The organism is Parafrankia elaeagni, from assembly GCF_000374165.1.
GTDB lineage: Bacteria > Actinomycetota > Actinomycetes > Frankiales > Frankiaceae > Parafrankia > Parafrankia elaeagni.
The window spans coordinates 1-12,493 of the sequence record NZ_KB893747.1; the positions used below are offsets into that span (position 1 = coordinate 1).

Consider the following 12,493-nt stretch of genomic DNA (forward strand, 5'->3'; position numbering starts at 1 on the left):
GGACCTCCGCCCGGACCAGGCGATCGTCGTGACGACGGACCCGGTCGGCGCCGCCTACACCGGCTTCCAGCTCATGGACCCGTGGATGCTCGGCCCCAACGCCAGGAAGCACCAGGTCTCGCTCAACCTCGCCCAGACCGCACCCAACCCCGACGGCACGTTCACCTTCGTCCTCGCCCACGAGGACCCCGGGGTCGCCAACTGGCTCGACACCACCGGCCTGCGCGAAGGGCTGGGGCTCATCCGGTGGCAGGCGGCACCGCCCGGCGCGCCGATCGACCCGGCCATGCTGGTGCACGACTTCCGGGTCGTCTCCCTCGCCGACGTGGACAACCTCGACCTCCCCCGAGTCACCACCGAACAGCGAACGGCCCAGCTCACGGCCCGGGCCGCCGGGTACCACTCCCGCACGCTCTGACTCCACACGCGGACTCCACACGCGGTCAGCGGGCCGCTGTCGCCTTCTCCGCTCCGGCGCCGGTCAGCGCGCGGACCTCCATCTCGGCGGAAAGGCGCCGCGCCGGGCGCTGCCACAACGGGCTTACAGGCAGACCCGGGAGGACCCGGGAGGACTCGGGAGGACTCGGGAAAGGCCGGACGCCGAGGCCCGGTGATATGCCGCACTCGTCACTCCCGGCCGACGGTGTCCAGCCAGTCCCGTGTCCGGACGCCGGATCCTCGGGCTCGACATGCCGAAGTCTTCCGGCGACGGATCGGATAGTGGTGACACGGCATGTGGGCCCGGCCCGCATAACCGCCGAACCCGGAAAGGCGCGGCTTTCCCGGGAGGTGTCCGGCATCGGCGTCGACGCCTCTCGAGATGCGCGAACGCGAAAGGATCGGAGATCCGGTGCAGAGACCGTCAGCTGGTGCCACACCAGGATCGCTGGCACGCTCGACGGTGATTCTGCTCGGGCTGGCGTCGCTGGCCGTGGCCGTAGCGGGAATCCGGGCCTTCCGGGACACCCTGGGCCCGACGTTCCTGGCGTTGGTCCTCGTCATCACGGTGCACCCGCTACAGACGCGGCTGCGCCGGTGCGGCGCGCCCGGATGGGTCGGCGTCGTCGCGGCGATGGCGACTGTCTACGCGGTCATCGCCGGCCTGGTGGCCGCCCTGGTCGCGTCGGCCGCCCGGCTGGTCACGCTGCTGCCGGACTATGGCCCGCAGTTCGACGACCTGCTCGACGAGGTCGCCGGGTGGCTGGAGGATCTCGGCGTCAGGCCGGAACAGGCCAGCGTGACGGTCAGCCGGCTCGACCTGTCCAAAGTGTCCGGCGCGCTTCAGGACATTCTTTCCGGGCTGGCCTCGGTGGGGTCGAACCTGGTGCTCCTCGTCACTCTGCTTTTCTTCCTGGCGATCGACAGTGAGCTGTTCGTCCGGCGGCTCGACGTGGCCGCCGAGTCGCGGCCGCTCCTGGTCGGCGCACTGCGGGATTTCGCCCGCAACACGCGACGATATCTTGCCGTCTCCTCGCTCTTCGGGCTGGTCGTGGCGGTGTTCGACGTGTTTGCCCTGCACTGGCTGGCCATCCCGCTACCACTGCTGTGGGGACTGCTGTCGTTCATCACCAACTACATTCCCAACATCGGGTTCCTGGTAGGCCTGATCCCACCCGCGCTGCTCGGCCTGCTCGAGGGCGGGGTCGCCCGCATGCTCTGGGTTGTGGCCGTCTACTCGTTGATCAACATGGTCGTGCAGTCGTTGATCCAGCCCAAGGTCGTCGGGAACGTCGTGCGGATGTCCGCGACACTGACCTTCTTTTCCGTGGTCTTCTGGGCACTCGTCCTCGGCCCGCTCGGGGCGCTGCTCGCGGTTCCGATGACCTTGCTTGTCAAGGCGCTGCTCATCGACTCCGATCCCGCCGCCCAGTGGTTGCGCCCACTTCTCGGTGACACGACCGCCGAGACCGCGGCAGAGAGCTCCTCGACATCCACGCGTTCGGGAACCCAGCCTCCCTGAGGACACGGCCTCGCCGGACGGCGTGGATCTCACGCAACGAGACGCCGCAGCTCGGCCACCCGGCCGGCCCAGTACGGCTGGCCCACCGGGGCCAGATCGGCTCAGCCGCGGGCCAGGAGGACGGCGATGCCCTCCGAACACCCCGCATGCCGCCGAATCCCACGCGGTGCTCGGGGTCGTCGGTCGAGCCTGGTCGCGGATTCGCCTTGACCCTCCCGACCCCTCTGCCGCACTCTGAACAAATGTTCAGAACAGATGTTCAGGACGCGCCGACAGCAACCGAGCCGTTCGACGTCGCGGTGGTCGGCGGCGGCCCGGCCGGCATGGCCACAGCGCTTCGGCTGCAGGCCGCCGGCCTGTCGACGGTGGTACTCGAGGCGCACGGCCATGCCGGCGGCTGCGCGGGCTACTTCCGCAAGCGCGGATTCTCCTTCGACGTGGGTGCCACCACGCTCGTCGACTTCGCGCCGGGCGGCGTCGGCTTCGAGCTGCTGCAGAGCAGCGGAATGAAGCCGTTGGACGCCTGCGAGCTACCGGGCTACGTGGCCCACCTGCCTGATCGCGAGGTCGTGCTGCACCGCGATCCGGCGCTGTGGCACGCCGAGCGTCGGCGCCTGCTCGGCGACACCGACCGGCACCGGCGGCTGTGGTCCCTGCTCGACCGGTTGGCGCGGGCGTTCTGGCGGGCGAGCCGGTCCGGGGTGCGTCTCCCGGTGCGGCGTCCGACGGACGCACTGCACGACCTGCGGGCGCTCGGCCCGGCCGGCGTCCCCCTCGCCCGCTATCTGACCTGGACGCTCGGGGACGCGCTGCGCCGCCACGGGCTGCGCGACGACCCGGCCCTCGTCGGGCTGCTGGCGATGCTCGTCGAGGACACGGTGCACGCGACCGTCGACGACGCGCCGCTGATCAACGCGGCGCTCGGCGTGACGATCCGCGGCGCCGGCCTGAGCCGGCACGCCGGGGGGATGCACGGCTTCTGGCGGGCACTCGTCACGCACTACCGGGGGCTGGGCGGCCGGCTGCGCACCGGGTGCGCGGTCTCCCGGATCGACGGCGAGCCGGGCGCCTACCGGGTGTCGACGCGCCGCGGCGCGATCGGCGCCCGCCGGATCGTGGCCGCGGTACCCGTCGCCACCACTGCCACGATCTGCGCCGGGCTCCCGGTGGCCGACCGGCTGCGGCCCTATCTGGAACGTGACGCGCAGGCGCTCGGGGGCGCGTGCGTCGTGTTCCTCGGAGTACCCGAGGAGGAGGTGCACGGACAGGAGTTCACCCACCATCAGTTCCTGCAGTCGTACGACCGCCCGCTGGGCGAGGGGAACAACATGTTCGTGTCCGTCTCCGAACCCGGGGACATCCTCAGCGCACCGCCAGGGCATCGCGCCGTCATGATCTCCACCCACACCGAGCTGTCCGCCTGGGCGGGACTCGACGACAGCGAATACGAGCAGCGCAAGAAGGGGGTCGGCGAGCTGCTCGTCGGATGCGCCCGCCGCGCCTACCCGTCACTGGGGGAACGGGCGGTGTTCGCGGCGACGGGCACGCCGCGCAGCTACGAACGGTTCGGCTTCCGCCCGGCCGGCGCCGTCGGGGGCGCCCGCCAGCACCTTCGCAACACCAACCAGCACGCTGTTCCGCATGATCTCGGCGGCCCCGGGCTCTGGCTGGTCGGTGACTCGACCTGGCCGGGTCTGGGCACAGTGGCCTGCGTGCTGGGCAGTCGCATCGTCGCGGAGGGGATGCTGCGCGAGAGGGGGTTCCGCCGTTGACCGCGGCGGGCCTGCCGGCGCTGGCCGACCTGGGGGCCGATCTGCTCGTCACCACCCGCCGGCAGCGGTGGATCGCGCTCGCCCGCCCGTTCGCCGGCATGCTCTGTTTCGCGGCGGCGGCGTGGGCCGGCTGGTGGTGGCTCACACCGGTGATCGTCTTCGGGATCTTCGTCGCGGTCGTCACGGTCACCCACGACGTGGTGCACGGCACGCTCGGCCTGTCCGGCCCCGCCACCGACCGGGCGCTGTTCGTCATGGGGCTCGTCCTCCTGGAGAGCGGGCACGCCTACCGCGCCACGCACACCCGCCACCACCAGCTGTTCCCCCACCCCGACGATCCGGAGGGACATCCAGCCGACCTGTCGCTGCTCGGCGCCGTGGCCTACGGCCCGGTCTTCCTGCCGCGGTTGTGGTGGTGGTCCTACCAGCGGGGACGCGACCGCGGCTGGCTGCTCGCCGAGGCCGCCGCGCCCGTGGTGGCGCTCACGGGCGGCGCCCTGGTGTGGCCGTACACCCCGGCCGTGCTGGTCTACGCGGTGATGGCGATCGTCGGGAGCTGGGTGTACCCGTTTCTGACGGTGTACCTGCCGCACCACGACTACGGCGACACACCCCTGACCCAGACCCGGACCCTGCGCGGGAGGATCATTCCCGCCGTGTTCCTCGAGCTCACCTACCACCTTGAACATCATCTGTACCCACAGGTGCCCAGCCACCGTCTCGCGGCGCTCGCCCGCCGGCTCGAGGGCTACCTCGCCGCGAACGACGTTCGGCCGATACGCGTTGTCTGACACCCGCGGCCGGACCGACACCCGCGGCCGGATCCTCGACGCCACGCTGGCCTGCCTCGTGCGGCACGGTTACGCCGGCACGACCGCCCGGGCGATCGCCCAGGTCGGCGGCTTCACCCCCGGCGTTCTCTACTACCACTTCACGGATCTGGACGACGTCCTGGTCGCAGCCCTCACCCACACCTGTGAGGCGCGCGCCCAGCGGTACCGGGACGAGTTGTCCGGTGTGGACCGGGCCGGGCGCGCGGTGGAGATACTTCGCCGGCTCTATCTCGAGGACACCGAGGTCGGGCACATCTCCGCCGTCCAGGAGCTGTACGCCGGGGCACGGCCGGGGTCACGGCTGGCGGACCGGCTGACGCTGGAGACCCGGCGCTGGGAGGCGCTGGCCGCCGAGGTGATCGGCACGCTGCTGAACGGCAGGCCGTTCGCCAGCCTGGTGCGCCTGCCGGTACTCGCCAACGCGGCCGTCGCGTTCTACCTCGGCGCGGAGACACTCGCCCACCTCGACGAGGACTCCTCGAGAGTGACGGAGTTCTTCGACCAGGCCGCCAGGCTCGCCGGTTACTTCGACAGAATTCCGCGACTACGGCGGAAAATCCCTGGATAGGCACCCCCGGGACGGGCACGGCCGATCGCCGGTTTCCATCGGGTCGGCACAGAGTCAGGGACGGGCCGAGAAACTTTCGTTAAGAACAAGGATAAGAGTCCCGTTTGGGGAGAACTTCGACCCGTCGTTCAGGCGCGGCTGGATTTCCTCGCTGTCGAAGGGAGCAAGGACTCTGGCCAGTTCCATCGCGGCCGCCTCGTGCCCGTCCTCGTACAGGATCCTCGTGTGCGAGACATTGATGGAACCCTCCCGCTCTCCCGGCACGGTACGGGCCTCCCCCGCGCTGGCGACCACGTAGTTCAGGTTCCGCAGAACGGCTCTCGCGGGCTCCACCAGGCCGCCGTCCTGAGAATTGTCGATGACAGTGACCTCCGGGCGTCCTGGCGGAGGCTGCCCACCCCCGGCCTCCGTCGGCACGGTCCGTGGGGGGGCTGTCGTGGCTGTGGCGGTGGAGGTCTGCGATTCGGTTGCATTCGGTGATTCGGTTGCATTCGGCGATTCGGTTGCACTCGGCGATTCGGTTGCACTCGGCGGTGCGGTGACGGTCGGGGTGGTGTCCGGCGACGTTGACGACAGGACACCGTTCTGGGCACGGTCGGTCACCAGCGAGACGATCAGAGCCCCGGCCAGCAGGGCGACGACCAGGACCATCGTCGCCGCGACGGCGCGGGTGGATCGGGTCCGGGGGTCCTGCGGCGGCTCCTCCGAGAAGCTGTTCACGGCTGGCTGGCCTCCTTGTCGGCCTTGTTGGTCCGCGGAACGACTAGTCGTCCGGCCAGCGCTGTCGCAGCGCGGCGTCGAGGTCGTCGACAGAGACGGGGGTGTCGAGTCGTTCGAGCAGCGCCGCGATGGCGTCGGCGACAAGGATCGTGAGACCGGCCGACGTCGGGGCGGTCCGGATCCGCCAGGTGAGCTCGTCGATGGTCTCCTGGGCGGCGGCTGACCGCTCCCGGCGGGTCTCGTCGGTTCCGTCGGGTCGGATGGTCCGGCCGGAGCCGTCGTCACCCGTCATCGTGCGCATGACCGTCGTACGCAGCCTGGTCACCGCGGACTGAACCCGCGTGTCCCCCGGCCCCTGGCCGCACACCTGCCTCGACAGTGCGGACAGCGCGTCGACGACGATGTCGGCGGCCCAGGCCAGCTCCTGGGCGGTGGCCGCCGCGAAGTCCTGGTGGAGCTCCGCGAGATCGCGGCCCAGGTCCGCGATGACCTGGTCGGCCGCCGCGAGGACGCGCTCCGCGACCTCCGGGTCGAGCTGCGGCCCGATCGCCGCGGGGGTGGCGGGAAGGTTCGCGGCGGCCCGGGCCTCCGGCGGGAACAGCGCGCTCCGCAGGCCTTCCAACCTGGCCTCGGTGAGCCACGCGCCGTCCCGGATGCTGTCCAGCAGTACCCACAGCACGGCGACGGGAGGGTCGACCGCCGTCGCGGCCACTGCGAGAATCCGGCCCTGGGCCGCGTGGGCGCAGCTGGCCAGGTGCAGCTCGAACTGCTGGATGCTCGTCGCGGCGTCCAGCATCGGTGCGGGCGGGACGCGACTCACCAGACCCGCAAGGGCTGCGCGCAGCTCGGCCCGGTCGGTACGCACGCCGGCCGGGGCGGTGAGCGCCGCGACGAGCTCGTCGAGCATCGGGTCCGGCTGGACGCGGGCGGTGGGCAGGGTCCGCAGCAGCGCGGGCACGCAGTCGGGCCGGCGGCGCACCGGCCGAGCCGGCTCCGTGGGGGTTGCGCGCCGCAGGACCGGCCGGCCGTGCAGGCCGGGAAGGATCGCGGTCAGGGCGACGTGCAGGGCGCGGCTCTCCTCGGCGGACAGCCACTGGCGACGTTTCATCGCGGAGACGAGCGCGTCCAGCGTGTGGATCTGCGCGGTCAGGCAGGCCCGGTCGTCGAAGGCGCACACCGCGCGGCGCAGCACCTGCTCCGCCGCCCCCCACGGACCGGGATCGCCGTCGTGCACCGGCGCACCGCCGCCCTGGTCCTCCGGGTGGTGTTCGTGCCCCACCGACGACCCTCCCGGCCCAGGCTCGACGACCGGTGGCGGGGAAGGCACCGGAGTGGGTGCTGTCCTACTCACTCTCACTCTCACTCCCGGCCTCGGTCAGGACGGTGGCGTGATCGCCGCGTGTGTTCTCCGTGGGGGCACCGGCCAGCGGCGCCAGTGTCACGACTGCCGTCGCCACCGCGACCGCTCCGGCGGTGAGGGCGGCGGTGACTCCCGGCGTCGCGAGAGCACCGGTGCCTGCCGGCCGCCGGGCGTCCTGGTCGCCGCCGGCCCGGGCCGCGGCGCCGAGGACCAGCCCGACCGAGGCCAGGGCGAGGACCAGCGACGTCCCGCCGCCGGACAGCAGCGGCACGGCGGTCCCCAGCCGCGGAGCATCCGTGAGCAGCACCAGGCCCGGCAGGGCCAGCCCGGCCGCGAGCATCGCGACCAGCCCTGCCGACACCGCTCTCACCGGCGACGACGGCGCACGCGCGACGAGCCACACCAACAGGCCGACCAGGGCGGCCACACCCAGCCCGGCGAACACGGCGAACAGCACGCCGTACTGTTCGACCAGGCCGATCAACGGGAGATCCCGGCCGGACCAGGACCCGTGGGCCGGCGGCAGGCCGGCCCGGTCCGGCCCGGTCCAGCCGGCGTCGATCAGGCGGAGCCGGTCCCAGATGTCGTCGTGCCAGCCACGGTCGGTCAGATCGGGCAGGCCCGCGGCCCGGCGTTCCCCGTCGACAGCACCGGTGGCGAGCATGCACCAGGCCAGGCCGCCCCCACCGGCCACCACCGCGGCGGCGGCGGCTGCCGCCCACAGCCGGCGGACGGCCAGGAGGGTGAGCACGCCGATCGCCAGCAGCGCGGCGGAGGCGACGTCAGCGGTGGTGAGCAGCAGGCCGAGTGGCGCGGCCACCGCCCAGACGGCCCAGGCGGCCCCGGCGGCCCCGGCGGCCCGGGCACGGACGGTCCGAGCCGGAAGCAGTGCGGCCACCAGCGCGAACAACAGATAGCGCAGCAGCTCGGCCGGCGAGGCTCCGAGCGGTCGGGACGAGAGCGACTCCGTCCACGGGGCCGTGAGACCCAGGACCGCCACGGTGAGCAGCGCGAGCAGAGCGAGCACCGCGGCGAGCGGCCGCTCCGGTGGCCGCCGTGCCCACCCCGCCCTCGCCCGTGGATCGGGCCGGGGCCGAGACCAGGGCCAGGGCCCGCGCCCGGCGGCCAGCAGCGCCGCGGTGAGCATGGCCGCGGCGCCCACGGCGACGCTCAGGAACGGCCAGAACGTGGGCAGGAACCTTTCACGGTTGAGAAAGCCGACGGTGAGCACGACGCCCACCACCACCGCCACCGCGAGCGCGGCGTCGTCGGGGTGAACCCGATGGACCGCCAGCACCAGCAGTGCGCCGAGCAGCGCGGCGAGGGCGAGTGCCGCCGCACCACGGCCGAGCCCATGGTCGAAAGCCCGGTCATAGGCCTGGATGTCCCAGAGAACGAGCAGGGCCGGCAGGGCCGCACCGGCCATCACCCAGGGCAGCGCGAACCACCGTCCGCCGGTGGCCGCCTCGTTCACCGGCCCCGTCTCGTTCACCGGCTCCGTCTCGTCGCCGTCCGGCGGCCCGGTGAGGGTGAAGGGAGTCGTCACAGGAGATCCAGAACTGCTGTCAACAGGCAGAGGAGGATGAAGGCGGCCGCCGCCCAGTGACTGGTCAGGAACCCGGCGACCCGCCCGAAGACGTCGTCACCGGACATGGCCCGGCGGCTGGGAACGCCTTCTCCCTCCCCGGCTCCATCCCCGGCCTGGGCGTCGATCTGGCGTCGCAGCTCCTCCTCGAGCTGGTCGACGGCGTCCACCAGCTCCGCGCCGAGCATGTCGAGCCGGGCCGGCAGCCTGCGCAGCCGACGGATGAGCACTGTCACGACCGCCTGGTCCCCCGCCGCCGGGTCGGCGTACCTCCCGTCCGGCGCGGTCTGGTTCACCGGCGTCGGGTTGAGGTCGCGCAGTTCCCCGGTCAGCCGTCCGAGTTCCTCCCGCACCTTCTGCTGAAGCTGGTCGAGCTCAGGCCCGGCGGCCCCCGGCCCACGGACCGGCCGCGTCAGGGGGTGGTCCAGGTCGAGGCCCTCGGCGGCCAGCAGCTCCTCACCCCGGTGGGCGACGCTGGCCCGCAGCACCTCGGTGACGGCTTCCGGCGGCAGCCAGGCCGCCGTGCCCAGCAGGCTCGCGGTTATCAACAGGCCTTCGACCGGCGGACCGAGGGGAACGGCCTCCGCCGCCGCGACCACGAGCTGCTGCAGGTGGATGACGAAGACATCGTCGATCCTCAGCAGGGGCTCGCCCGCGGGGACAACGCCATCGGGCCGGGCACGGTCCGCGGTGTGCGCGGACACGCCGGTCTCGACCGCTGGACTGGCCGAGCCCGCTGGACTGGCCGAGCCCGCGAGGCCGGTGGGGCCGGTGGGGCCGGTGGGCCACGCGGGAGCAGCAGGCACGATGGAGTCGGTGGGGCCTGTACCGGTCACCGGGCCGCGCGCGGCGGCCGCCGGCTGGTCGCGGGCGGCCGGGGTCAGCGGACGGAACGCCACCAGCAGTTCGAGCGCTGTCCTGAGGTGACGACCGACGTCGCCGTGTCTGTTCTCCGCGCTCAGCTGCAGCACTTTGAGCAGGCACTCCACCAGCTCGTTCGCGGCGAGGTCCTGGCGCAGGGGGATGGCGGCCAGGGCATCGACGGCCGGAAGCCGGGTGCTGCGGGAACCGGCTGTTCCCGTCTCCCAGGCCGCGGAGGGCCGTTGTTCCCAGTGCAGGTGACGCAGCAGGAAGCCCTTGACGAGGTTGCGCTCGTTGGAGTTCAGCCACCGGTGGGTGCGCGCGAGCTGGATGAACGCGTCGACCGTGTGCGTCGAGGGCGTGAAGGGGCCGGCGTCCGGGAAGTTGTGGATCGCCCGGCGCAGCAGCTCCTCGGCTTCGTGCGGGGTCCGTGGTGGTGGGCCCGGGTCGGAGGCCGGCTGCCGGCGGGTGGTGTCAGCGGGCGCGGCCCACCCGGTCGAGGTCTGCGTTCCGTGCCGTTCGTACCAGGGGCCCGCCTCCTCGTACCCGCCGGCGGAGCCCGTCTGCGTCCGTTTCGGCGACGGCACGACCGGCGGCGGCACGACCGGCGGCGGGTCGGCCCGCGGCAGGCCGGTCAGCCGGTAGTCGAGCTCCTCCGGGGCGGGCGGGAGATGCGGTACCGGTTCCCCCGGGGCGGGTGACGCCGGGACTCCGGGTGACGCCGGGACTCCGTGTGACGCGGCCCAGGCATCCACCTGCGCGGCCCAGTCCGCCACCCGCCGCAGCCAGCGGTCCTCCAGCACCGGGAAGGCCCGCCACTGCCCCTCGCCGAGCCCGGCGCCGCCGGCCAGGACGACGGCCCGGGCGATCCGGGCGAACGGATCCGGACCGGCGGCGCGATGCGCCACGTAGGGCTGCTGTCCCTCCCCGCACAGGGCAGGGGCGAGGTAGGCGTACGCCACGGGACGGTCGAAGCCCCGCTCCGGCTCGACCCGATCCGGCATGAAGATCACTTTTGGGTCGTGCGGATGCGCCGCGACCCGCGGGTACGTGGCCTCGAAGGTCGAGAACGTCGGCCAGCGGGGATCGTCGCCGATGTACTCCAGCAGGCCGGTGAGGGCCACGACCAGGGCCGCCGCGGTGGGCTCGTCCGCACCGACCAGCACGACCTGTCTCCCCTGGCCGACCGCCTCATCGACCCGCTGCCGCAGCACCGCCGCGAGCGTCACCGCCAGCGGATCCTGCAGCAGGACCTCCCCCAGGTCGGACGACGGGGACGTCACCCGCAACTCGCCGCGCCAGGCGACGTCCGACTGCTGGCCGGGACCACGGATGCCGTACTCCTCGGGCGTGCGCGCAGGCAGGCGGGCCACCGCCTCCGCGCCGTGGGCCGGCGGCCAGGGCCGGCCGTCGGGCCAGCGCACCAGGCGCGCCGCGCGTCTGGCGGTGAGGTCGACGGAGTGGCCGGTCAGCACGCTCACCCGCATGCCGCGCCGGGAGTCCTCGCCGGTCTGCTCACGCAGGACGACCGCCGCGTTCTCGCCAGCGCGCAGGTAGGCCCGCGACGTCCGCGGCTGGGAGACGCGGTTGGTGCGGTTCACGTTCTCCCAGCCGGCGAGCCAGCGCAGCCACCGCTCCCGCTCGTCCGGGTTCGTGATCGAGCTGGCCACGAGGACGAACCCGCCGCGTTCGTCGACGAACTCGAACTCGTTCTGGTCGAGACGCCCCGGCGTCATCAGACTCCGGCCTTCCTGGCCGCCTCGTCGCCGAGCAGGCCGCACATCGCGAAGATCGCGCCGAGAGGGTCGAGCACGCGGCGCGGCCGGACACCGCGGGGAAAGACCTTGTGCCCGCCGGTCCGCTCGTCGGCGACCGCCTTCGACCCGGTGGCCGACACGAAGTGCAGGGTCGCGTGACGGAACGTCTCGTACGGGCGCAGCCAGGCCCGGGCGCCGCGGGAGTGCAGGAAGGCGAAGGCGTCCCGGCTCTCGGCCACGATCTCCGCCGTGTCCGGCTGCCCGTCCAGATAGGCCGACAGGCTCGGCCGGCGGTACCAGCGCGCGACCGGCCGTTCGAACCGGTAGATATCGGACTTGCTCACCACGATGGCGACCGGCAGGCGCTCGGTCAGCCCCGGCTGGGCGCGCAGCCGGGCCATCACCGTCTCGAACGCCACGTCACCGTCGGACGGAGCACCCTGGCGCAGCGCGTACTCCGGGTCGACGACGAAGATCAGCGCGTCGAGTGCGAGCACGAACCGCATCGACCTCGTCCGCACCGCCAGGTCGTCGCCCGCGACGTCGAAGAAGGCCACCGCCCGTTCCCGCCCGCCGCCGCCGCCGACCAGCACCGCATCGGTGAAGGTGACCATCGCGTCCCGCTGCACCCGGGCCGTGTGCTCGATCGCCCGTCCTCCGTCGACGAAGGAGGCGACATGCTCCCGCAGGTACCTACGGTGGCTCTCCTCGTCGACCGGGGCGACGTGGAGGCCGAGCGGGGCGAGCCCACCGCGCTCCATCTCGCTGATGATCGACGCCAGGAGGTGCGACTTGCCGGCCTCGGTGCGCCCGACCAGACCGATCACCAGCGGTGGCCCGGAACTGGCGTAGGAGATCGGCAGGAAGTGCCGCTCGGCCATGTCCGCCGACGGGTTCGGGCACCGCCGGTACACACCGATCATCTCGTCGTGGCGCTTGACCGGGTCGCTCACGCCCGTCAGGTCCAGCGGGACGTAGGCGCCGTCCCGGAAGACGAACAGGTCGGTGTCGTCCCAGTCGAAGACATCCAGGCAGATGGGGCACCGCACCTCGGTCGGCCCCAGGGGCGTGGTCATG

The 12,493-nt window shown here is 72.7% G+C and carries 9 protein-coding genes and 1 pseudogene; 5 read left to right on the top strand and 5 right to left on the bottom strand.

Translation table 11 applies throughout. The features are described 5' to 3' along the window. The 5 genes and pseudogenes from B207_RS40780 to B207_RS0122815 all read left to right on the top strand — a co-directional run. A pseudogene (locus B207_RS40780) lies at positions 1–418 on the top strand (hypothetical protein); the annotation flags it as partial. A 432-nt stretch (positions 419–850) separates the two neighbouring features. Further along, on the top strand, positions 851–1,960 hold the full coding sequence (locus tag B207_RS35070) for an AI-2E family transporter (protein WP_051102629.1): 1,110 nt from the start codon (positions 851–853) through the stop codon (positions 1,958–1,960). A 242-nt stretch (positions 1,961–2,202) separates the two neighbouring features. Next, positions 2,203–3,732, top strand: a complete 1,530-nt coding sequence (locus tag B207_RS0122805) for a phytoene desaturase family protein (protein WP_018638919.1) — start codon at positions 2,203–2,205, stop codon at positions 3,730–3,732. Further along, positions 3,729–4,523, top strand: coding sequence for a fatty acid desaturase (locus tag B207_RS38805; protein WP_018638920.1), 795 nt, complete (start codon positions 3,729–3,731; stop codon positions 4,521–4,523). Before B207_RS0122805 ends, B207_RS38805 begins: the two co-directional genes overlap by 4 nt. Continuing rightward, positions 4,516–5,133 (top strand): TetR/AcrR family transcriptional regulator, encoded by a 618-nt coding sequence (locus tag B207_RS0122815; protein WP_018638921.1) that lies wholly within the window; start codon positions 4,516–4,518, stop codon positions 5,131–5,133. The genes B207_RS38805 and B207_RS0122815 overlap by 8 nt, the downstream gene beginning before the upstream one ends. A 54-nt stretch (positions 5,134–5,187) precedes the next feature. On the opposite strand, the gene B207_RS0122820 is transcribed toward B207_RS0122815, so the two are convergent. From B207_RS0122820 to B207_RS0122840, 5 genes are all read right to left on the bottom strand, one after another. After that, a complete protein-coding gene (locus B207_RS0122820; RefSeq protein WP_018638922.1) occupies positions 5,188–5,853 on the bottom strand; it encodes a LytR C-terminal domain-containing protein in 666 nt (221 codons plus the stop codon). A 43-nt stretch (positions 5,854–5,896) separates the two neighbouring features. After that, positions 5,897–7,132 (bottom strand): hypothetical protein, encoded by a 1,236-nt coding sequence (locus B207_RS0122825; protein ID WP_018638923.1) that lies wholly within the window; start codon positions 7,130–7,132, stop codon positions 5,897–5,899. Positions 7,133–7,196: 64 nt separating this feature from the next. Then, the gene (locus tag B207_RS0122830) at positions 7,197–8,759 is read right to left on the bottom strand and encodes a putative peptidoglycan glycosyltransferase FtsW/RodA (RefSeq protein WP_026311340.1); all 1,563 of its coding nucleotides are present in this window, start codon (positions 8,757–8,759) and stop codon (positions 7,197–7,199) included. Beyond that, positions 8,756–11,395: a hypothetical protein gene (locus B207_RS0122835; RefSeq protein WP_026311341.1), complete on the bottom strand. Its 2,640-nt coding sequence runs from the start codon at positions 11,393–11,395 to the stop codon at positions 8,756–8,758. The genes B207_RS0122830 and B207_RS0122835 overlap by 4 nt, the downstream gene beginning before the upstream one ends. After that, positions 11,395–12,492 (bottom strand): TRAFAC clade GTPase domain-containing protein, encoded by a 1,098-nt coding sequence (locus tag B207_RS0122840; protein WP_026311342.1) that lies wholly within the window; start codon positions 12,490–12,492, stop codon positions 11,395–11,397. The genes B207_RS0122835 and B207_RS0122840 overlap by 1 nt, the downstream gene beginning before the upstream one ends. Between the last annotated feature and the right edge of the window lies 1 nt (position 12,493).